General features: G+C 48.6%; 22 protein-coding genes and 2 pseudogenes. 12 read left to right on the forward strand and 12 right to left on the reverse strand.

Annotated elements, in window-relative coordinates; translation table 11 throughout:
- Positions 1-208 precede the first annotated feature (208 nt).
- From D5066_RS18425 to D5066_RS18435, 3 genes and pseudogenes are all read left to right on the forward strand, one after another.
- On the forward strand, positions 209-475 hold the full coding sequence (locus D5066_RS18425; RefSeq protein ID WP_119916835.1) for a MazG-like family protein: 267 nt from the start codon (positions 209-211) through the stop codon (positions 473-475).
- A gap of 157 nt (positions 476-632) precedes the next feature.
- Positions 633-761: pseudogene (locus D5066_RS23140) on the forward strand (AraC family transcriptional regulator); the annotation flags it as partial.
- 57 nt (positions 762-818) lie between these two features.
- Positions 819-1,102, forward strand: a pseudogene (locus D5066_RS18435) (GNAT family N-acetyltransferase); the annotation flags it as partial.
- A gap of 156 nt (positions 1,103-1,258) precedes the next feature.
- Here D5066_RS18435 and D5066_RS18440 read toward each other — a convergent pair.
- Entirely contained in the window at positions 1,259-1,972 is a 714-nt protein-coding gene (locus D5066_RS18440) for a hypothetical protein (protein WP_119916836.1), read from the reverse strand.
- Between the two features lie 138 nt (positions 1,973-2,110).
- Entirely contained in the window at positions 2,111-3,100 is a 990-nt protein-coding gene (locus D5066_RS18445; protein ID WP_119916837.1) for a tyrosine-type recombinase/integrase, read from the reverse strand.
- A 247-nt stretch (positions 3,101-3,347) separates the two neighbouring features.
- Between D5066_RS18445 and D5066_RS18450 the strand changes: the two genes are divergently transcribed.
- On the forward strand, positions 3,348-4,496 hold the full coding sequence (locus D5066_RS18450) for a hypothetical protein (protein WP_119916838.1): 1,149 nt from the start codon (positions 3,348-3,350) through the stop codon (positions 4,494-4,496).
- Positions 4,497-4,595: 99 nt separating this feature from the next.
- On the opposite strand, the gene D5066_RS18455 is transcribed toward D5066_RS18450, so the two are convergent.
- The 4 genes from D5066_RS18455 to D5066_RS18470 form a co-directional block, all read right to left on the reverse strand.
- Complete coding sequence (locus D5066_RS18455; protein ID WP_119916839.1) at positions 4,596-5,096, reverse strand: DUF4411 family protein; 501 nt, start codon at positions 5,094-5,096, stop codon at positions 4,596-4,598.
- A complete protein-coding gene (locus D5066_RS18460; protein WP_119916840.1) occupies positions 5,093-6,235 on the reverse strand; it encodes a helix-turn-helix domain-containing protein in 1,143 nt (380 codons plus the stop codon). Before D5066_RS18460 ends, D5066_RS18455 begins: the two co-directional genes overlap by 4 nt.
- Before the next feature lie 431 nt (positions 6,236-6,666).
- Positions 6,667-7,152, reverse strand: coding sequence for a GNAT family N-acetyltransferase (locus tag D5066_RS18465; RefSeq protein ID WP_119916841.1), 486 nt, complete (start codon positions 7,150-7,152; stop codon positions 6,667-6,669).
- The gene (locus tag D5066_RS18470) at positions 7,140-7,406 is read right to left on the reverse strand and encodes a type II toxin-antitoxin system TacA family antitoxin (RefSeq protein WP_119916842.1); all 267 of its coding nucleotides are present in this window, start codon (positions 7,404-7,406) and stop codon (positions 7,140-7,142) included. Before D5066_RS18470 ends, D5066_RS18465 begins: the two co-directional genes overlap by 13 nt.
- A gap of 655 nt (positions 7,407-8,061) precedes the next feature.
- On the opposite strand from D5066_RS18470, the gene repA reads away from it, so the two are divergent.
- Both repA and D5066_RS18490 read left to right on the forward strand, forming a co-directional pair.
- The gene (gene repA, locus D5066_RS18480) at positions 8,062-9,075 is read left to right on the forward strand and encodes a plasmid replication initiator RepA (RefSeq protein ID WP_119916843.1); all 1,014 of its coding nucleotides are present in this window, start codon (positions 8,062-8,064) and stop codon (positions 9,073-9,075) included.
- Positions 9,076-9,962: 887 nt separating this feature from the next.
- Positions 9,963-10,766, forward strand: coding sequence for a DUF4225 domain-containing protein (locus tag D5066_RS18490; protein WP_119916844.1), 804 nt, complete (start codon positions 9,963-9,965; stop codon positions 10,764-10,766).
- On the opposite strand, the gene D5066_RS18495 is transcribed toward D5066_RS18490, so the two are convergent.
- The 3 genes from D5066_RS18495 to D5066_RS18510 form a co-directional block, all read right to left on the reverse strand.
- Positions 10,744-11,067: a hypothetical protein gene (locus tag D5066_RS18495; RefSeq protein ID WP_015572034.1), complete on the reverse strand. Its 324-nt coding sequence runs from the start codon at positions 11,065-11,067 to the stop codon at positions 10,744-10,746. The two genes, D5066_RS18490 and D5066_RS18495, sit on opposite strands and share 23 nt — an antisense overlap.
- A 14-nt stretch (positions 11,068-11,081) precedes the next feature.
- A complete protein-coding gene (locus D5066_RS18500; protein ID WP_119916845.1) occupies positions 11,082-11,852 on the reverse strand; it encodes a TraX family protein in 771 nt (256 codons plus the stop codon).
- A gap of 368 nt (positions 11,853-12,220) precedes the next feature.
- Positions 12,221-12,745: a hypothetical protein gene (locus tag D5066_RS18510; RefSeq protein WP_119916846.1), complete on the reverse strand. Its 525-nt coding sequence runs from the start codon at positions 12,743-12,745 to the stop codon at positions 12,221-12,223.
- Positions 12,746-12,886: 141 nt separating this feature from the next.
- On the opposite strand from D5066_RS18510, the gene D5066_RS18515 reads away from it, so the two are divergent.
- On the forward strand, positions 12,887-13,147 hold the full coding sequence (locus D5066_RS18515) for a type II toxin-antitoxin system ParD family antitoxin (RefSeq protein ID WP_119916847.1): 261 nt from the start codon (positions 12,887-12,889) through the stop codon (positions 13,145-13,147).
- Between the two features lie 131 nt (positions 13,148-13,278).
- On the opposite strand, the gene D5066_RS18520 is transcribed toward D5066_RS18515, so the two are convergent.
- Complete coding sequence (locus D5066_RS18520; RefSeq protein WP_007374403.1) at positions 13,279-14,034, reverse strand: DeoR/GlpR family DNA-binding transcription regulator; 756 nt, start codon at positions 14,032-14,034, stop codon at positions 13,279-13,281.
- A 370-nt stretch (positions 14,035-14,404) separates the two neighbouring features.
- On the opposite strand from D5066_RS18520, the gene D5066_RS18525 reads away from it, so the two are divergent.
- Genes D5066_RS18525 through hxlB form a run of 5 tightly spaced genes read left to right on the forward strand, consistent with a single transcriptional unit; the run spans position 14,405 to position 17,664 of the window.
- Positions 14,405-14,941, forward strand: a complete 537-nt coding sequence (locus D5066_RS18525) for an RpiB/LacA/LacB family sugar-phosphate isomerase (RefSeq protein WP_004105507.1) — start codon at positions 14,405-14,407, stop codon at positions 14,939-14,941.
- Between the two features lie 3 nt (positions 14,942-14,944).
- Entirely contained in the window at positions 14,945-16,315 is a 1,371-nt protein-coding gene (locus D5066_RS18530; RefSeq protein WP_007374402.1) for a PTS galactitol transporter subunit IIC, read from the forward strand.
- Positions 16,316-16,336: 21 nt separating this feature from the next.
- A complete protein-coding gene (locus D5066_RS18535) occupies positions 16,337-16,630 on the forward strand; it encodes a PTS sugar transporter subunit IIB (protein WP_007374401.1) in 294 nt (97 codons plus the stop codon).
- Entirely contained in the window at positions 16,630-17,088 is a 459-nt protein-coding gene (locus D5066_RS18540; protein WP_119916848.1) for a PTS sugar transporter subunit IIA, read from the forward strand. Before D5066_RS18535 ends, D5066_RS18540 begins: the two co-directional genes overlap by 1 nt.
- Positions 17,089-17,142: 54 nt before the next feature.
- Positions 17,143-17,664, forward strand: coding sequence for a 6-phospho-3-hexuloisomerase (hxlB, locus tag D5066_RS18545; protein WP_007374399.1), 522 nt, complete (start codon positions 17,143-17,145; stop codon positions 17,662-17,664).
- A gap of 222 nt (positions 17,665-17,886) precedes the next feature.
- Here hxlB and D5066_RS18550 read toward each other — a convergent pair whose 3' ends face one another.
- Together D5066_RS18550 and D5066_RS18555 are read right to left on the reverse strand one after the other, a co-directional pair.
- Positions 17,887-19,122 carry a MalY/PatB family protein gene (locus D5066_RS18550; RefSeq protein ID WP_007374398.1) on the reverse strand — a complete coding sequence of 412 codons (1,236 nt, stop codon included), beginning with the start codon at positions 19,120-19,122 and terminating at the stop codon, positions 17,887-17,889.
- A gap of 131 nt (positions 19,123-19,253) precedes the next feature.
- On the reverse strand, positions 19,254-20,102 hold the full coding sequence (locus tag D5066_RS18555; protein ID WP_007374397.1) for a DMT family transporter: 849 nt from the start codon (positions 20,100-20,102) through the stop codon (positions 19,254-19,256).
- Positions 20,103-20,275: the final 173 nt, after the last annotated feature.

Genomic DNA, 20,275 nt, shown 5'->3' on the forward strand with positions numbered 1-20,275 from the left:
ATTTGCATTGTGCATACTCTCACAAAGAGCTCTTAACTTTTTGCTTTGAAAGGTAATGAACAAGGTTATCCACTTATAATTTTTCTCATTGATACGTTTATAGCAAACTTACCGTTCAATCACAAAATGCGATGCGCCATCGCAATGGACTCAGCATATATTTAATGTTAATGATAGCGCTTAAAATGACGGATACGTAGCGGGAATCATGAAAGATAAACATCAAGAAACCGAAGCACTGAAAGATGTGTTAGCTGAAATGCAACGGCAGGATGTCAAATGGGGAGCGGACCGTAATATGGATCCTTTCATCTGGGGTGCCATCCTTGGGGAGGAAGTGGGAGAGTTTCATCAGGCCGTTCTTCATGACCGTTTTGGAGGAAAAGCAGCCGGTACCAGCAGAGAAGAAGCAGTGCAGATTGCTGCGGTAGCGCTGCAAATCATCGAATATTACGATCGCATAAAAAACCGCTGACCCGGTTCTTCACTGACCTTTAGAAGACATTCATTGCACAAATCAGTCCAAGCTTCACCGGAGTCCATCCAGTTGATCAGAGAGCAACTGTCGATCATGACTAGGTCATTGATTTTTTCGATGGATGACCTCTTAGTTCGAGGACTGTGAACAATACACATTGCTATCGCGCCTCGGCTATGCCTCACAGGCAGCGTTTAGCAGAGCTTTTAAGCGCATCAACGTATATCCACCGGGCACTATGCGGCAACGTTCAGCGAGAAGCGTTAATAACGTAAATGAGTGAACACTATATCTATCATTTTCTAGATTCGCTGCAGGGGGTCGTTGAAATCGCAGCAGGAAACAGGTTGACGGTTGTTACTCTCTGGCCACCGGTAGCGTCACCATACCGAAGCCACTGGCAGCCTCAGGCGAAACATGTCCGATCCCATTCCTATGATGCTCCTGACCCGTCTTGCGGTCGACGTATCATTACGTGGCACAGGGCTAGGCGCTGATTTACTGTAAGATGCGGTGCTTCGCAGCTACCGGGTTGCTGAGAATATCGGGGTACGAGCCATCATGGTTCTCGCTCAGACGTAAGAAGCCAAAAATTTCTATATTCACCATGGTTTCAGTATCTAAAAGACTCTGCAGCGGACATTGTTCCTGAAACTCCTCCAATAGTATCCAACAACTTGATGCCAAGAACTTTATAAGTAACGACGGGATGACGCACCTGTGGCTATTTAAGTTCGCCACGACAAAGAGTAACCGAGCCGTCTTGAGTCAAAGAATCACTTATCTGGAACCAAGGAATGTCAGAAGCGGTGTGGCCACAAATGGTATCCCCTGCGCCACTGTGACCGCGTTGGCAACCAGTGAGACAATATCCCCAATTTTTTTACCGATGCCCGTGTCCTTCAACGCTTTGCTGTATTCCTCATTAAGCGCGGCGCGGCCAATGATGGATTCCATTGCCTCCATGATCGGCTCCACGCCTGTGATCTGATAGCTCTCAATCGCACTGAGTATTTTATTAAGGTACTGCAGAATGGTGGTGCGCATCTCAATGGATAAATCTGCGGCGATAGTGTCTTCTTTGAGTGCTTCAATCTTCGCCTTAAATTCACTCATCTCACTTTGGTCTAAGAGGGCCACTTCCCCTTTGGTTCTGAAAAGCAGTGATAACATGTTGAGTTCTGACAGCGTTCTCTCATCAATCGGAGACATGATGCCTCCCCACATTGAATTCAGGCTAATCTGGTTAAACGCACGAGAAACTCTGTCATTCCAGTGAGATAAACCGTTATCAGGGAAGTGGTTTTCAAGCTCTCGCTGCACCTTTCCAGGTAGCTCAAGTAAACCCGCAAGACCCCGATAAAGTTCATGATCAGGTACCCCGGGCATATTCAGAAACTGCTGAAGTACCCAGCGGGTGTCTTTGCTAGTGTTGATATTGTGGGTTCGAATCAGAAAATCATGAAGTCTCGCGGCCGCGTTATCGATTTTCACATTCTGTCCTTACTGAGAATAGTCTGAAATTAAAAAGAATTTAACCACCTGATAGCCGCAAATCAAAGGAGTTTTTACGGATACTGGATTATTAACTTATTAAGTTGATAACCTGTTAAAAGATCATGTTATTAAATGTCACGTCAGGTTCAGGCGATCGCGGGCTTCGCGCAAGCGGTTTTCACCGCGGCGATCATACTGCTGAGTGGTGGTGACGCTGGCATGACCCATCGCATCCTTTACCGTGATTAAGTCCTCGCCGTTATCCAGCATGGCCGTGGCAAAGGTTCGCCTCAAATCGTGCGGAGCACACTTTGCAATGCCGGCCTGGCGCTGGCGCACTTGCAGGACATGGTACACCGCCTGGTCGGTGAGACGGTCGTTGGTCAGGGTGTCAAAGCGGCGGATGCGGGTGAATAGAGGCCCGTCTTTTTCCCCACGAACTTCTTCAATCCACTTCTGCAGCCGCTGCCAGGTGCCAGCCGGCATGTAGGCCAAGCGCTCCTTGTTGCCCTTGCCGAGCACCCGCAACGCCCGCTCATCTGTGACAACGTCACTAAAGTCCAGCCCCACGGCCTCGGAGCGGCGCAGGCCGCAGCCGAGGATAACGGCCAGCATCGCCGCATCGCGTACTCCGATGCTGGAGCCATCGTCCTCACAAGCACGGAACAGCGCACGGATCTCGTCCGGCGGCAGAGCCCGGCCGCGGGGCAGACGGCTGCCTCGCAGATTACGCACCGCCCGGATGTGCTGGAAGCTCTCCACGTCCATCAGTTGGAGCATCCAGGCTTCCTTTGCGACGCCCTTGAGCGCAGAAAGGTAGGTGTTGACGGTGGCCGTGGCCCGGCCGGTGTCGCGCAGAAGCTCGGTCACGGCCATCACATGATGACGCCGCAGGCTGCCCCAGCTGCAGGTATCGAGGGACGTGGCGCCGAGCATGCCGGCGACAATACCCAGGAACGAGGCCATGGTCTGCCGGCTCCGGGGAGAATTCAGGGAAAGCAGGTACGCCCGGGCGGGACTGACCGGACCCTCGCCGCCTGTCAGCGCCGGTAGGAAATCCCCATCAGGTGGAATGACCGCCGGCGACATGGACAGGTCAGGATCATCATCAGGCATCTGTGTCATCCGGGGCTCCGTCCGGGCCGGAAACCGTCCGGCGCGCTGCGTGAAAAATCGGGGGAAATGTACCGTCAGAGCGTACCGCAGAGAGTCTACTTTTTCAAAGATACATTTTAATAAGTAGAAGAAACTGAAACCATTCTTCGGACATCGCCGCACAAACAGCTGTTGACGGTCAGATTCGGGTAGGTGCCTGTACGCTGTAACGCTGCTAACTTAGCTTAACCACCATAATAAAGAGGGAAGGTTAACAATGAATCAGAAATGGAAGACGCTGTTAATTTCGGTATTAACTCCGTCTGGCATCATATCAGGGATCGCGCTGACTGTACTCTGGGGATATTTCAGTCGTCTGGACAGACTAGATGTTTTTTTTGAGGTCATGAGTATCAAGAGTATTTTTGTTCTGGTTTTCCTCGCAGCAATGCTTTCGTTAGCTCTCCTGTTATTTATATTTTTTGTGATCTCGCTGTTTATTCCTGTTGTTATTCCTCAGGAAATGAATAATTTACCTGGTTATGATAAAATACAAAATAACCTTTTAACGGTACTGATGATTGCCGGTATCCTTCCTGTTATCTTTATTTATTTTTTTTACTACGTACTCCATGTCAGTCAGACAGTTAAAGATTATTCCGGCTGGATATCCATGATAAGTATCGTTCTGATGGCCATCATCATTTCTGCTTTGATGACCAGAAAACATCTTGAACGGGATTTATCATTTAAAAACAGGAAGATAAAGTGGATTCGTAGAGGGCAGATTTACCTGTTAATCCCAGTGTGCATTGCCTTTCTTGCTCATTTACAGGTGTTCCCACTGGAAATAATATTCAAAAATATCAGTGCATCTGATGAGAAAGTTAACTTCTGGACACTAACCGGACTGGCCTTCATTTGTTACATGATATATTTCGTATCACTTTTACCGGGCCTCGTATATCTTCGCATGGATGCAGAAAGTAATCTCCAGAAGAAAATAACCACTTCCCTTATCGCCTCATTGATGGTTTTATTACTCATATCAATAAAAATCACCGTGGTCCCGGTAATTTTTACTCATGCTGTCATAAAACTTTCCGGTATAAGTGACTTCACTGCACACACTTATATCATTAAATCTGATGAATATCCGGAGGAATTTTTCAGTAACTCGATCTGGAAAAAGAATTCAATTAAGCCAGAAAAGTATTATTCGATTCGGGCTGTGTCCATGTTTACAACCAATCAGTTCAATCTTCTTTGTCCCGACGAAATCATGGATGCCTATCGTGAAAGCTGGAAATTCAACCCCTGGAATGCGGAGTTCGATAACGATGTAAGGCGGAAGCTTCAGAAAAAAGCTTCTTACTGTGTACCGCTATCAGCATCATCTTTAAAAAGATGGGATGTTCCGTTATAAAAGGGTATTCATTAAAACTGCGGCTGGTTAATGACAGGAAATCGGTCGCACATCCCTTTGCTTGTTATCAGATCATCTATCTTGAAGATAATCCAGTTTCTAACTGACCGGAGTTTCCAGAACAAAACGGGCATTCAGTTCACGCAAAAACTGAAATGTATTTATACAGGGAACTCCAAGCTGACGGCATATATTAGGAACTTTTACTTTTTTCGTTCCTTCACTCAGGAGTGCTTCGTGAGTGACGACGACTGCGCCTGTAGTTTTAGCTTTAGCAATTATCCATGGATCCGCTTTTGCGAGGAAATTATCCCTGTTGCCTGGATTATAATTTCCCTCCATCACTGACTGGACGAGTTCAATGTAAACCGCCTGGGTTTCATCATCATCATTTTTAATGAAATGTTCAGGACGCGACTTGACCCATTCTGCGAGTTCGTCATTGCCATCTCTCAGTTCGCGTCCAATCATATCAACACTGCAGAGATTTCCCAGTTCAAACTGAAGATCAAGCCAGTGCCAGTAAGCAGGGCAGATATCCATCCCATAATACTGATTTTTTGCCTGAATATATGTATTGGCATCCAGCAGGTATCTCATACACCAAGTTCCTTCGCAAACACAGGGATTTTAGCGGGTTTTATCCCATCAAGCAGAGCGCTGGCCTCCCGCAACAGAAGCTGGCCACTCAGAGCCTGTCCGACAACAGCACGAGAAAACGGCTGGCTGATTTGTGCCTTTTTGGTCCGGTAATATCCAGGACCTTTGCCTTTTTTTTCTCTTTCCATCCATTCTGCTTTAAGACGCGCAATGTAACGGGCATAATCTTCATGGGTTATGAAGTCCATTGTCAGCGCCCGGCGGGAAATAACCCAGCGGCTGACCCTGAATTGTTGTTCAAGTGGACCCAGATTTTCTTCCCAGAACTCAACGTCTTTTCGCCAGGACTGCACGAATTCATCTGCCGGTACAAGAAATTCTGCAGCCACGGCATTGCACAGGATTTCTTCCTTACGTGATGTCCGCGCATCCCCGTCCGAAATACCGGGCTGGCCAATCCATATATGACTCAATTCGTGGATGAGAGTAAACAGTCTTGCTCCAGGCGCATCCGCATGATTGATAAATATGACAGGGGCATAGTCATCAGTAAGAGCAAAGCCGCGAAACTCTTCAACCTTTAAGGGGCGGGTGAAATGCCCTAGGCTTGCCTGGCGCATAACTAAAATGCCGAGAGATTCAATACGGTTAACTAGATCACGGTAATATTCATCGCTGTGCCCGCGTTCAGGAAACAACTTGACGTCGAGTGCCTGCCGCATATCCTTCACGATAGCATCAGCACTATGTCGTACAGATAAGCGGCCAACAAAAGGATTAGGGCTTTCTAGCTGTTGCCGGAGGTAATCGCTGTACCATTCCTGTCGTTGCTGCATCAGTTTAATTAGATCAAGAAGTTCAGCACTCGGTTGCTCTACGGGCCGGCTGTCCTGAGTCCGCAAATCCGGAATAGGAAGGGACTCAACTGGGGGAGCCGGTAAAAACAGGTATCCGAAAGGAATATGAGATTTATCAGCAATAACCATTGCCTGGTTAAACGTTACCTGCTGTTCACCGGATTCCCACAGACTCAGGCGCTCCTCGGTCACGGAACATTTGGCTGCAAATACGGACAAGGAATAACCCGCACGCTGTCGCGCCCAGGTGATCATTGTATGGTTTATATTCGCGGCTGCCATGCGTTTTCCCTCTGACTTGAGTCACGCCTGAAGAGCGCGCAAGTCGTAATAGTTTTAAGCATAACCAAAGTAATCAAGAATTCGTAGTATTTTCTTGGATTTAAGCCTCGTCAATATAAGTATTCATCACACAATAGATCTTATCATGAGAAATTTAATAGAAAACATCAGCGATGCTCACAGCCATCAATCTGGCAATCTGGATGAGTTCTCCGGTGCAGGCCCGACGCGGTCGTGGCTGATGCACACGAGGCGGCCGTAACTTGCGGGGGATCCATAAACCAGCCTGTGTCATCAGCTTGCGTACTTGGACATCTCAATTTAGCTACTACACAGTAACTACGCATAACAAAGATTATGTTAAACCAATTAATTATACTCTTTAATATCAATGTCTTAGTGTAATGCGCATCCCTTTCTTGCCAATGAATCTATTGCGGCAGCTTGAGAAACAGAGTCCGTTCCTGGGTTTGCGATGCCTTAAAACCATGATGAAGATAAAACCCTTTGGCTTTTTCTGTCAGCGCATGAACCATAATTGCACGAACGCCTATATTTTCAGCCACACGATAACAGCGCAATACTGCATCGTGCAGTAAATCAGCCCCCAGCCCTTGTCCACGGAATGAGACATCGACAGCCAGGCGAGCAAGTATGATTACCGGGATTGGATCTGGCATATTGCGCCTGAGACTTCCCGTCGCTTCCACATGGTTAACGCTGCCTGTGGCCAGGGAGTAAAAACCGGCAACCTGTTTGGTGCTAGTTTTACAAACAACGAACGTTCTTGCGGCACCAAGAGTCTGATTTTTCAACCCTCGCTGTTTAAGCCAGTCATCGAGAACGGCCTCCCCGCTGACGAACTCAGCCAGTTGATGTGAGCTGGATAAAGGTTCCGGTGCTGTTACACGTCCCACTGAGGTTTCCTTGCCAGCAGTTTATTGATGGCAGCTTCATCCGCAACTGGCGCATCGAGCATATCGATAAACTCTGCATACTGCTCATCATTAAAATTAAATACACGCCGATCAAGGATCACATTCTCCGCAGCCTGGCATGCCATTTCCAGAATGAAGTCCGTACGTGATTTATGAAGTATCTCTGCAGCAGCATCGATGAGTGCTCTTTGAGATTCTTTGGCTCTGAGATTGAGCTGAACATCTGATTTCATTATTGCACCCCTTGTATAGCAATTGCTTTACAAGCATAACACAAGAATAGTGTATAGCAAATGCTATACGCATTTTTTCACTGTAGATATAAGCCGAAAGCATCACAGTGTAACGACCTGAGTTAAATGCCCTGAACGCAGATTTCTCTTCTCTCGGCTGGTTTCCCTGATTACACATAATGCCCTGACATTTCAGCGATCTCTGTCGGTTAAAAATATCTTAAGGACAATAAGCTCGCGCCGATGGATGGTAATCTGGCCTAACATCTGGAAAATTAACTTACGAGAAGGTAGTATTTGGAGCGTCAGCAATCGTCTTGTGGTGGGACAGATTGTTGATTCAGATTACTTTTGTGACCTAATTCAAACTGACGGTTTGACTGCTTTGTGGTGAGGCAGGCTGGGGACAAAGATGGTTTTACGGAAGAAATGCGGACTTCCGGAAACAAACAGGGACAGGACGTGTCCGTTAAAACGTTCAGGAGCAGGTAACGGGATTTCCCGGAGCCTGAATGCACAAACCCCCCGATAACTGTCATCATCTTGGCGGAAGACACAGGTATCAGGGGGTCCAAAAGCAGGCGCGTTGCCTGTGAAGGATTATAACGCATGCACCACATAACACAACACCCGGCCGCCATAAGAACAGGCCGCCGTGAATGACAATCAGATTTCTGTCCACTGGTCAGATCTACCGAAAGATGAGCTAACCCGTTTCTGGCAGGATGTCGATGCCGGCACGCAGGGTAATTTCCTCATTGCACCGGTCAAAAAACTGACCCGCCGCAAACGCGGTGAGCATTCCACAAAAGCCAAATGTGAGAACCCGGCCTGGTATCGCCCGGAGCATTATAAAAAGCTCTCCGGACAGCTCGGTTATGCCTACAATCGCCTGGTGAAAAAAGACAATGAAACCGGGCAGGTCAGCCTGCGCATGCATGTTTCTCGCCACCCTCTCTATGTCGCCGGACGCCGTAAAGCGGGACGTAAATATGGCTTCCGTCCGGAACGTCAGCGCCTGCTCGATGCGCTCTGGCCAGTGCTCATCAGCTTCTGTGATGCCGGCAAGCATACTGTCGGCATGTGTATCTCCCGTCTTGCAAAAGAGCTGAGTGCAAAGGACGCCAAAGGCAATGTCATTCCGGAAACGGAGGTGACGGTGTCACGCCTTTCACGGCTTATTGAGGAACAGGTACGGTTTGGCGTTCTTGGCCTTGCGGAAGAACGTACCTGGGATCGTGAATCCCGCTCCTGGCTGCCAACGTATGTCTATATCACCCCCGTGGGATTTCAGATGCTGGGCGTCGATATGGACAAGCTGTTTAAAGAGCAGGAAAAGAAGCTCCGCCAGAGCGCCGAGCGTGAGCAGCTGATCCGGGAAGGGATGATGAGCGAACATGATGATGTTCAGCCCCATTCCGCACGGAAATGCTGGTCCGGCCGTAAGCGCCGGGAGGCACTCGTTTACCGTCGCAAAAAAGGCGCGGAGCGTAAACGTGCTAACAATCTGATTAAGCTGCCGGCAGATGAACGACTCCATGCAATGTCTGAATGGATTTACCGCACCCTGCCGCCTGACGAAGCGTACTGGTGCACATCTGAGCGCCTGAAGGCTCTGGCCATCCAGCATCTTTACCAGCTGGATCTGGCGCTTTCTCCACCTGACTAGTCACAGACGAAACAACAGTTTTTCTGTTTACAGGCCCCTCACCGGGGCTTTTCGTGCTGGTTTTTTTCGGCCATTCTGCTCATTTTTCATCCTTTACTCCTTTCTCCTTCCGGTCACCATGACGTTCTGCCGGTCGTTATGGACCGCAATGGCCACCGTCTCTTTTTTTTACACAGAAATTCGCAAACGAATAAGTGAAGTAACCCGGAAATGAATAAAAGACATTCCGCAAAATAGTCTTACTTCACCGTTTTTATCTCTCTGTTCATTACATTCCAGAGTAGATCTTTGTCTTCGGCCACTCTGTGGATAACGTAAAATGCCTTCGCATGCACCTGCCTCACGGCCGCGCGCTCAGAACGAAATCAAAAGTACCTCCCGTCGCAGGCGCCGGGCCCCGTCCTGGCCAGAACCCGACACTGCATATTTACCTGACCCCTGCTAAACCGACGCCGCCCCGGCCCGAAGGGCCGGAACACCCTCGCTTTAAGAGGGATGTTGTAACTAGAGGTAAGAGCTGCTGCAGTTAGCGTCGCGGCAAGCCAGCTGTACACGCTCGTAAGCGCCTCACGGCGCTAACGCGGAGATACAGCCCGTCAGCGGCCTCTGGCCTCGACGTGCTAACTCCGACCGCGCACATCCTACCAGGCGTGGCGGTTAACGGGTATGGCTTTGCAGGGTAAGGGATGGGACAGGCAGAACTTTTCAACCCGCAGCGGCTTACGCCGGTCACGGCGCCCGTCGACTTTCTCTCCCTGTCTGGCCTCAGCTGGCGCCTCCATGCCGCGATGCGGCCTAGTGAGTTCTGCAGGGCAGCGTGCCCTTTTTTTGTTGTCAAAACTCGTTTCGGGAATATGCTTTCAGAAACATATAAGCGAGGCGATAAAATGGACACGTTGCTTTTACCCGGCCAGAATCCCCGTGCCTGGGCCGAAACCATGATAAACCTTGAGGCCCGGAAACTGGTGAATACGGCCAACACGGTGGCGGCTATGCATCTCCAGGATGGTTTTATCCGGATTCAGTTTGTGGATGAGATCAGGGCATTCATCATGGCCCAATTTGAGGCCGCGCGCCGGGCGAAAACGGATGATGACTGTATGGCCTGTCTGCGGGCCTTACGGGCTGAAAATACCAGCCTGCTGGAGCAGTCCCGATCGCTCAAAACCGGCTATGCAAAACTCTATGCTGAGGTGAAGGTTGTCCGGGACGAGAACAAAATTGTGGGCTACATCATTTCAGCGGTCGACGTCGTGGTGGCCGGTGCGGCCATCTTTGGTGGGATCGTCATGATGTCCTCAATGACGCCGGTGGGCGTGGTGGCCGGCGCGGTGATTGTCGTAAATGGCTTTAACACGATTTCACGGGAAGCCGCGCACAACCTCCTCGGTGATAAGCAGACGGAGGGAATATTCGCTGACGGCTCGATGGAGATCGCTGAATTTCTGGGCTTCAGCCGGCAGCAGGGGCTGGGGACGTATAAGGCTGTCACACTCTTCAGCGAAGTCTACGGCGCGTATGGCCTGAGGCTGAAACCCGAAGCACAACGGCTGTGGTACTGGACCAGGCCAGATTTCTTCAGGAAAGTATCCGGCACGCCCCATTCCGTAATGGCGCTTAAAATTGCGGGATGGGGGGTTAAAGCCAAAGTGGCGCTTGATTTACTGACTATTGAGCCTTCCGGGAAATAGTTTTCTGCAGGCGGAAAGCTTTCCAGCCCAGCGCAGGTGGAAAGGTCACCCAGGCAATGATCAGGACAACAAGGGAACTCATGCCCCCGGAAAGAATGTGTGTCCGGCTGCCGGCGATGAGGGTGACCAGCATAACCAGAACCAGCGCGACCGTGATCCATGCCGACACCCGGAAGCGCCGTGAGAGCGCTTCGATGAGATGCTGCATGGTGCCTCCGCCTGCTGCAAGCCGGCCCTGTAAGTTGTCCACTTCGCTCTTGCTGAAACCTGCCTCAAGCAGGTCTTTCTCACTGATAGCCATTACGTCCTCCCTAATCAGGCGAAAGTATACTGTATCAGACCAATAATCCCCAGGTGGCCAGCGTAAGCATAGTAAAAGAAATTACGCGGCATGAAACGCTGGCGGCCTTCCGGACAGATTTCCCTGCAGAAACAAACCACCACCAGGGGGAATACCAGAGTAGGCAGCGTGGCCAGTAATAATGTTTCTGCGGGCATATCCAGGAGATGCGATAACCCGTTTAAACAAATCTGTGACAGCACGGCAGTGATGGCTGCCAGCCGCTGCACTCCGGGTGTATCGCTGCCAGAAACCGTTGCCATACTGATGGCCAGCGTTATTCCTGCCAGCCCGTAGCTTGCCGGCTGCAGTGGCCAAATCATGAGGGCCAGGAGCAGATATCCGGCGAGCATTCCTTTCCGGCCGTGCCGGTACTGCAGGGCAAGCAGCTGCGTGACGCCGGCAAACACGAACAGAATGTTCAGGGCCCACCAGGGCTGGTGATGGCAGAAGGCCAGGCTGAACATCGGCTGCGTGATGACTGCCCAGACCCACAGACGACTGGCTCTCTTCTGCAGTCGTTCCGGGGTACGCTGTACGTTCATCGCCCATATAAGCGTGAACAGGGGGAAGGCCATCCGGCCAAGCGCATACATCACCGGCCAGGCTGGCGACAGAAACACCGTATTGGTGTGGTCGATAATCATGGCCAGAAGTGCGAGAAGCTTGACCATATCGAGAGCAGCGGGACTGAGCTGGCTGGCGTTCCGGATAGTGGGAAGAACGTCGGGTACTGAACGATTCATGCTGTATATTCCCCTGGCGACACGCGGTTAACAGCCAGCCCTGAACATAATGCCAGAATGCCCTGCCGGTTTGCGTTGTGACCCTGACCCTGAGTTTCTCCAGAATCTTGCGCACCGCAAATTCTGATTTATCACGCAGCACGCGCATTGCACCTGCCACATCCTTATTCTGAATACAGATATTTAAAAAATGAAAATCGTTCATCACTCTCCCTTCCTTACTATATATATCGGCAAAGATATTGATATATTTAGATTAAGGAGTGTAATTGGTTATTATTTTACCATATTTTGCAGGGGCAGATGTTTTATAATTATAAAATATGCTGCTGCAAAATAACTTCATATACATCTCAACCAAAAACCGGTTATACCTGGCTGATATCCGAAGAGGGAGCTGGATGAAGCTTTGCATAATCTTCTCGAAGCGATTTTGCCGCGGGTTTCCAAGCTTTCGCCCACTCATCATCCATTCTTCCTACACCTACAATCTTCAGTGCGACAGCATAGGGAGTACGCCCTTGCTGCTTTGAAAGCCACAGGATGTGATCATCAATTCTGTCATCAGGTAAATCGTCGATAATGGAATGGATAACATCGAGGTCCTCTGGCAGCCACGGCTTTCCTGTACGGGGAAACACCAGGTCCGGTTCGCGCGGTTTCTTTAACTTCTCGTTTTTAGCGATCTGCCTGGCTTCTTTCTCCGCAGAAACGAGTCGTAGTCGCTCCTTAAGCCCACCCAGTGTGGCAACCGTTTTAATTAAATTTTCTCGCTGTTCGCGAGTAATACTTTGCTCATCGCAGATAAGGTCGTTCAGGGTATCTATGAGTGTATCCACACGATTTTCTGTTAATTTCATTTCCAGCTCTCGCTTAAGGCTATAACTCAGCATTCTATTAGATATCTATCCGATTTCGCATCCCTGTTGATCTCTTAAATACAGTCCATAGTCTCGATCACTAAGCAGGCAATCCTGATGTAAAAATAATATACTGATGTAAGAACAAATCTTACATCAAGAAACGGAGGGGTTATGGCACGTACGATGACGGTGGACGTGGGTGAAAAGCTGCGCGAATTTATCGATTCTCTGGTTAAAGCCGATGATTACCGTATACAGAGCGAGGTCATGCGCGACGCGCTGCGGCTGCTGTGCGAAAAGCAGGCTGAATCCCGTCTTCAGGAACTGCGCGATCTGCTGGCCGAAGGGATAAGCAGCGGCAAGGCGAAACCATGGAACAAGGATGCATTCCTGAATAATGCCAGGGCCAGGGTGGTAAATGAAAGAGATTGAGCTGACTCCCAAAGCAGATGTCGGGGACGATTCCTTCTAAATGAAGGATTGTGTGGCACCGTCCCTTCCTGACTCACGAGATAACATCCGTTTCATCCTTATCGTAAATATTGAAATTATTGAATTCAGAATCAACAAGTTACAACTGTCGTATGCTTCGCAACCTCGGCAATACCGTCTTTATCAGCAATATCATTCGTTATCAGCGCGGTAATCTCAGACCAGTCGCAGATCTTAAATAAGCTACTTCGTTGGAATTTAGTATAATCGCCCAGGATATATTTCTTCTCGGAATGGGCAATGATCGTTCGATCCAGAAAGGCATCCGAGGAGGACGGAGTTGATGGACCTGTCATATTGTTGAAGCCATCAGTGCCGATGAAGCAGAGATCAACGTTAATATCATTAATCATTGACACAGCCCACCCACCAAAGACAGAAGAGCTTTTCTTCCTCAGTTCTCCGCCGAACAAAAAGACCTGGTTTTCTGACTCGATCAGCACGCTGGCCACGGGCAAAGAATCGGTAAAAATTTTAAAGCCAGATTTCATGCACAACAAATTGGCCAGTTCATAGTTAGAACTCCCGGTACCAATGATCATTGAGCTATTGGGGGGGATAAATTCCAGAGCTTTTCTGGCTATGGCTTGTTTGAAAGTACTGTTTTCCTTTTCCCTTACCTGGAAAGGATGCTCGACAGCGCCCTGTTTTAATGTCGCCCCTCCGTGGCTTTTAACCAGCAGACCTTTTTTTTCAAGATGGGTGAGATCTTTACGGATGGTTTCATAAGTGACCTCATACTTTTTGGCAAGGTCGCTAACATAAACGGTACCCGCCGAAATAATCTCTTCAAGGATCAACTTTCTCCTTTCTTCAACCAGGTACATCCTTCCCCCTATAACCTTTCAACTCAATGTAATGAAGCGAATCATAGCACATAAGATGCAAACTAAAACAAACCAAAGGGAAAGATGAGTAGTCAGAGTTCTGGGAACTGTCGTTCGTGAGAACAAGGGTTAAATCCATTAAAACTCATTAAAATCAGACAATTAATAAATTTACATCAATTTACATCAACACAGCCGGTAAATCTCTCCCTCCTGTATAACACCATCAAATTGGCTAATATTAGCTTTTATTGGTTTTTAATTCGATGTAAATCAATAAGTTAGAAATTTTGTGATTTTGATCTCAGTTGACAACCAATATATACCAACATCATACTTGGCTTAAGTTCTTAATGACAGGTTGTTTGAGATGAAAACGAAAATTGCAATCGCATGTGATGATGTTGGATTTGATCGTAAGGAGGAAATTAAAAAGTATCTCGAAGAAGAGAAAAATGCCGAGGTCGTGTACGATCCCGTGAAACGCAAAGAAGACGGTTTCAACAATTTCGCTCGTCTTGCGGATGAAATGGCAGGTGTGATTCAGCGGGACGAATGCCGCCTCGGTATCTACATTTGCGGTACCGGAATTGGCTTTACATGCCAGATAAATAAGCACTGGGGGATCCGTGCTGTCGCCGTCACCAATCCCTACTCGGCCAAGCGAGCAAGACTCAGTAACAATGCACAGGTGATTGGACTTGGCTGCAGAGTTAATGATCTTGAATACACAAAAATGATCGTCGATGCCTGGTATGACAACGCGTTCGACTTTGCAACTGCAAGGGAAAATTCCAAAAAGAATCTACTGGAAGCAGAACGGAGTGACAACGCATTACTGACGAAACCTGAAGATGTTCGATGGAATATGGGTTTCAGACCAGATGATGAGAAATCTGAGGGCTAAAAAATGGAACTGATCACACAGTTTATCAATGACCTGGGTAATTTTATTTTTATACCGGTCATCTTCCTTATTCTGATGAAACTTCTGGGGCGCCCCCTGTCAGAGTGTATATCATCAGCCATTAAAGTCGGCATCGGCTTTATTGCATTAACCATGACCATCAAGCTGATGCTTGAAAAAATGCAGCCAGCGGTTACGGGACTTGCTGAGGCTACCGGTTCCTCACTGAGCGCCATTGACGTTGGTGGCGCAGCCACCGCCGTAATGGGTTTTGGCTCAAACATGGGGGCGATAATTATTCCTCTGTGCGTTGCCGTGAATATTGCCATGTTGGTGGCCCGTCTAACGGACTGTGTAAACGTTGACGTGTTTAATCTTCATCAGAATGCCTCTATGGGAGCGATCGTTGGGGTTTATTCCGGCAGCTTCCTTTATGGTGTTCTTACGGCTGCATTGTTCCATGTCTGGGCACTTATTGCGGCTGACCTGGGTGCCAAAAACAACGAGAAATTCTTCAACCTGCCAAAAGGCGTTGCCATCTCCCATCCGGTTGCAAATACCTATTTGCTTTTCGCTTATCCGTTTAACTGGATTTACGATCGCATACCTGGGTTCCGTAATCTGAACGTTACAGCGGAAAGCATTCAGAAACGCTTTGGTATCCTGGGCGATCCGACCATGGTTGGTTTCATTATTGGTATTCTTCTTGGCTTCTGTGGTTATGGTTGGGAATCTCCGTATCACACCATTATCGCCAGCCTGCAGCTGGGTATGTACCTTGCCGCAGTGATGCTCCTGCTGCCACGCATGACCTCAATCATGATGGAAGGTCTGGTTCCGTTGTCCAACGTGGCGCGTAAGAAACTGGTTAAACGTTTCCCGGATCGTGAGATCACTGTCGGGATGGATACCGCGTTGATTGTTGGTCATCCTTCAGTTATTGCGCCTGCACTGCTGCTGATCCCGGTCATTGTTATCCTCGCCGTTGTTCTTCCTGGCAACCGCGTGATGCCGCTGGGGGACCTCTCACAGTTCGTATTCTTTATTGCCTGTATGGTGCCTGTTTTTAATGGCAACATTATTAGAACCTGGGTGACCTCCATCATCCTGTTTGGCAGCGGCTTATACATCGCTTCCTGGATGGCTCCGGCAACTAATGAAGTGTTCCAGAAATTCGGCACAAATCCTGATGCCAGCGTGATGTACTCATCGCTTAACCCGTCAGCTAACCCGTTCACCGGCCTTTTTGCTGGCCTCAGCCATGTTGGTATCGCAGGCTATGCTCTCGCCGCTGTGTTGTTGTTGTCCGTTGGCTACTTACTCAAACAGAAAGCGCGCCGTCAGTTGAAAACTGAGGCAGAAAAAACGGCTTAAAACCTCAGAAGGTACCTGAAAATGAAAAAGATTTTAGTTGTATGCGGAAACGGTATTGCCTCCTCTTCCATTATGGTTTCTGTCCTGCAGGACTATCTGAAAGAACAGAATATCGAAGCGCAGGTAGATAAATCCTCTTTAATGGCCTGTACCACGGACACGTTTAATAGCTATGACCTGATCGTTTCTTCAACCAAGCTGGATAACCCGGGCATCACCACGCGTGTGATTGTGGGAGCAGGCCTGTTAACGGGTCTGGGCGAAGATGAAATCTTTGATGCTGTTAAAGAAGAAATGCTTGGCCAGGTGAAATGATGAAACTTGAGATTCTGGTAAACGACGTCGAGGGTACGATCGCTGACTGGCATGCTGCAATTGAGTTTGCAGGCCAGAAGCTGCTGGAAAAAGGCTATATCACGCCCGTCTATATACAGGCCTGCCTGGAGCGTGAGAAGACTTATCCAACCGGTTTATTGATGGCGAATGGTCAGGGTATTGCCATTCCACATGCGGACTATACGCTGGTAAAAACCAACAGCATAAGCATTGTACGTTTTGATAAAGAGGTCGTGTTTGGTCAGATGGAAGATGCTGACCTCACAGTTGAATGCAGCATTATGTTTAATCTCGCATTCGCCACAAGCGATCAGCATATGTCTGTGCTGCGCCGACTCTTTACGCTCTTCCAGGATATTTCGTTCATCGAGTCGTGCCGTAACCTTAAAACGCACGAAGTCGGGAAATATGTTGAAGAAATGCTCGACGCATCCTGATAAACAAAAGGCAGATATACCCTGTCTGCCTTTTTCAATAAAAGAATGACCATAATGAAAAAGTACTCCCTCGTTTTGAAAGAGTTATCTTCACTTGTGGATAAAATCGATGAGAAAGAATTTAGCACACTTGTTGATTCTATTATTACTGCCGGTCATGTATTTCTTGCCGGTGCTGGACGTTCAGGGCAAATGATAAACGCTTTTGCTAACCGGCTGATGCATCTTGGCCTGTCCGTCAGTGTGGTCGGGGAAATCAGCGCTCCGCATTCCCGCAAAAACGACCTGATGATCGTTGGTTCAGGCTCCGGAGAGACCCAACGCCTGATCAACCAGGTGAAAATTGCTAAGAATAATGGCGTTTATATTGCGCTCATCACTACCTCACCAGATTCAACTCTGGCGACCCTGGCGGATTATGTGCTCACTATCCCGGCAGTCCATAGCGTTCAACCGATGGCCTCTCTCTTCGAACAGGCTTCCCTGCTGACCTATGACAGTATGGTTCTGGCATTAATGGCCAATCTTAATGAAACGAATGAGACAATGAAGGAACGGCACGCCGATATTGAGTGATTCAGACGAGGCGGCTATTACCCTAGGAGCCTAATAGCCGTATCAAAATCAGCAATCAGCACATTTAAGAGCGTCAATAATACCTTCGTCTTTTTCGCCCCCAACGACCCCAATCAGTTTCTTTGTCGCACACAATTGATACGCTGGCATGCTAAAATCAGAACTGTTCAGCGTCCTATCCAGTCTCTCTGGTCATAGTGTTTCGTCATCCTGTTCTCCTGGCTACATTGTTGTGGTTATGGTTCCGGTAGAACTGGCACTCAATGCGTTGCTTATGCGGCTAAGCCCTTCGGCAAGCACGGCGCGTGGACAAGCCAGATTAAGACGTATGTACCCGTCTCCGTTACTGACAAACATTTGTCCCCCTTCAAGCAATACACCCGCATGTCTGGCAAAAAATAGGGTTACTTCTTCCTGATTACTGACATCCAGCAGAGGAGAGATATCAATCCATGCCAGATAGGTCCCTTCCGGAATGATAAAACGGGCCAGCGGATGATATGTTCTCAGATAGTCCTGTAGAAAACGGAAATTCTCGTCAATGTAGAGCCTGAGCTGAGTCAACCACTCATCGCACTCGGACCAGGCGGCCTTGTTAGCCACCAGACTCAACGGTGAGATAAAATCATCATGCAGGCGAAGCCATTCTGCTCTCACTGAGGCATCAGGGATCATGATATTTGCAAGCAGATTACCCGCCAGGTTGAACGTCTTGCTGGTCGACATGCAGGTGATAATTTTATGATTTTCAGGAAAAACTGACGCGGCGGGGATGTGCGTGACGCCCGAGCGGGATAAATCACAGTGGATTTCATCAGAAATAACCCACACATCATGTTTAATGCATAACGCTATCATTTTCTGCAACTCATCACGTCGCCAGACACGTCCGGTCGGATTATGCGGGTTACAGAGGAAGAAGGCTTTAATTCGCAGCTGGTAATCGCACAGAGTTTGTTCCATTGCCTCAAAATCTACCGCCCATTCGCCTTCGTTGTTGCTAAGCGGGCAATCGACGACACGACGACCGCTATACTCTCCAGCTTTTTTAAACGGTGCATAAGAAGGGGTCAGGATGAGGATGCTGTCTTCTTCATGGGTCAGTAACGGAACAAGGCGGTTAAGCGCAGGGATAATACCAGGGGAGAAAACAATGCTCTCTTCCGGAAACCGATATCCGTAATTCCTTTCACACCAGGCCCCAAAAATATCATAGTAATCTCTGTCATAAACGCGGGTGTAGCCAAGAATTTTTTTATCTAACCGGGAACGTATGGCTTCAAGCACCGGATCGGGTGTGGGAAAAGCCATGTCTGCTACCCAGAGGTTTATAAAACCAGTGGCCGGTACTTCCGGCAAGGGGCTTTCATGGTCACCGAACATATATTCGCGCCAGCCGTCGACGGTTAAGCTATCTGTTCCAGTCCTGTCCACTACTTCATCAAAATCATATTTCATAGAGGTTACCCGGTTAGTTTATCAAATGAGGTTACAGCGCCACTGACTTTTGCTAACAATTAGATATTCCATTGCTTTAAAATCTAAAAAACCATTTGCAGAGTGATCAAGTCATGACTGGCACGTTAATATCAGTGCCGTATTTTCCGAACCGGAGCCTTGATCACCAACAGAATGCCTGCAAGAACTGCCAGGGTTGAAAAAGCCATTCTGAGGCTCATTGACTCGCCCAAAAATGTGACGCCTCCCAGCATCGCCAGACAGGGCACACTCAACTGAACCGTACTGGCTGTAACAGACTCAAGACGAGGTAAAAGTGAATACCACAACACATAGGCTCCGGCAGAAGCACCCGCACCAGAGAGTACTGCCAGGAGAATTCCAATACCGTCGAAGTGCGCTCCCTGGCTAATGAACGGCGACAACACCAGGGCAAAAGGTACAGCAAGGATGAAGTTTGCCGCAGTGGCCTGCGTAGCATCAGGAGAGCGCTTTCCGCAGAGGGTATAAGCCGCCCAGGCAAGGCCTGAAAGCGCCATCAGAACAGCGCTGCACAGGGGGGGCTCTTTGGCACCAGGTAAGAGGAGAGCAGCCATGCCGGCTACAGCCAGCCCAAGCCCCGTTGCTCTGGAAAAAGACAGCCTTTCCCCATGGAAAAGGCCATGGGCCACCATCGCCAGCTGCACAACGCCAAACAAGAGTAAAGCACCTGTTCCTGTATCCAAATGGATATAGGCAAGGGAGAAACACAGGGCGTAGGCCATAAGAAAGAACCCGCTTTTCAAGCTCCAGACGCCCTGCTTTTTCCCCTCACGTCTCAACAACAGTGGTAATAAGACCACCGCCCCGCTCATCAGGCGAAGGTCACTGAACGTCACCGGATCAATATGTTCGCCTTTCAACGCAATCCGACAGAGCACAGAATTGGCTGCGAATGCCATCATTGCTATCACTATCTTGAATCCAACAGACCGGCCCATTAGCTTGACGCCTCAAAATTAACAAATTACGTGATAATCTATCAATTAGTAGGTAGGATGACAATATCTACTTATGGCAGCCAGACACTAAAATGGTACGCTTTTTCAGGTCATGCCTGGAGAATTGTCCTTTATCATTGCCAGATTTATGTGAAGCCGTAGACCCGTTACTA

Source organism: Enterobacter chuandaensis (genome assembly GCF_003594915.1).
GTDB classification, from domain to species: Bacteria; Pseudomonadota; Gammaproteobacteria; order Enterobacterales; family Enterobacteriaceae; genus Enterobacter; species Enterobacter chuandaensis.

What these genes read in the sequence shown, in the direction of transcription:
- hxlB (WP_007374399.1), top strand. Translation starts at nt 17,143, where the DNA reads ATGAAAAAGTACTCCCTCGTTTTGAAAGAGTTATCTTCACTTGTGGAT.
- D5066_RS18495 (WP_015572034.1), bottom strand. Translation starts at nt 11,067, where the DNA reads ATGGCTATCAGTGAGAAAGACCTGCTTGAGGCAGGTTTCAGCAAGAGC.
- D5066_RS18445 (WP_119916837.1), bottom strand. Translation starts at nt 3,100, where the DNA reads ATGACACAGATGCCTGATGATGATCCTGACCTGTCCATGTCGCCGGCG.
- D5066_RS18425 (WP_119916835.1), top strand. Translation starts at nt 209, where the DNA reads ATGAAAGATAAACATCAAGAAACCGAAGCACTGAAAGATGTGTTAGCT.
- D5066_RS18555 (WP_007374397.1), bottom strand. Translation starts at nt 20,102, where the DNA reads ATGGGCCGGTCTGTTGGATTCAAGATAGTGATAGCAATGATGGCATTC.
- D5066_RS18550 (WP_007374398.1), bottom strand. Translation starts at nt 19,122, where the DNA reads ATGAAATATGATTTTGATGAAGTAGTGGACAGGACTGGAACAGATAGC.
- D5066_RS18525 (WP_004105507.1), top strand. Translation starts at nt 14,405, where the DNA reads ATGAAAACGAAAATTGCAATCGCATGTGATGATGTTGGATTTGATCGT.
- D5066_RS18535 (WP_007374401.1), top strand. Translation starts at nt 16,337, where the DNA reads ATGAAAAAGATTTTAGTTGTATGCGGAAACGGTATTGCCTCCTCTTCC.
- D5066_RS18520 (WP_007374403.1), bottom strand. Translation starts at nt 14,034, where the DNA reads ATGTACCTGGTTGAAGAAAGGAGAAAGTTGATCCTTGAAGAGATTATT.
- D5066_RS18515 (WP_119916847.1), top strand. Translation starts at nt 12,887, where the DNA reads ATGGCACGTACGATGACGGTGGACGTGGGTGAAAAGCTGCGCGAATTT.
- D5066_RS18460 (WP_119916840.1), bottom strand. Translation starts at nt 6,235, where the DNA reads ATGGCAGCCGCGAATATAAACCATACAATGATCACCTGGGCGCGACAG.
- D5066_RS18540 (WP_119916848.1), top strand. Translation starts at nt 16,630, where the DNA reads ATGAAACTTGAGATTCTGGTAAACGACGTCGAGGGTACGATCGCTGAC.
- D5066_RS18530 (WP_007374402.1), top strand. Translation starts at nt 14,945, where the DNA reads ATGGAACTGATCACACAGTTTATCAATGACCTGGGTAATTTTATTTTT.
- D5066_RS18510 (WP_119916846.1), bottom strand. Translation starts at nt 12,745, where the DNA reads ATGCTGAGTTATAGCCTTAAGCGAGAGCTGGAAATGAAATTAACAGAA.
- D5066_RS18455 (WP_119916839.1), bottom strand. Translation starts at nt 5,096, where the DNA reads ATGAGATACCTGCTGGATGCCAATACATATATTCAGGCAAAAAATCAG.
- D5066_RS18490 (WP_119916844.1), top strand. Translation starts at nt 9,963, where the DNA reads ATGGACACGTTGCTTTTACCCGGCCAGAATCCCCGTGCCTGGGCCGAA.
- D5066_RS18450 (WP_119916838.1), top strand. Translation starts at nt 3,348, where the DNA reads ATGAATCAGAAATGGAAGACGCTGTTAATTTCGGTATTAACTCCGTCT.
- D5066_RS18470 (WP_119916842.1), bottom strand. Translation starts at nt 7,406, where the DNA reads ATGAAATCAGATGTTCAGCTCAATCTCAGAGCCAAAGAATCTCAAAGA.
- D5066_RS18500 (WP_119916845.1), bottom strand. Translation starts at nt 11,852, where the DNA reads ATGAATCGTTCAGTACCCGACGTTCTTCCCACTATCCGGAACGCCAGC.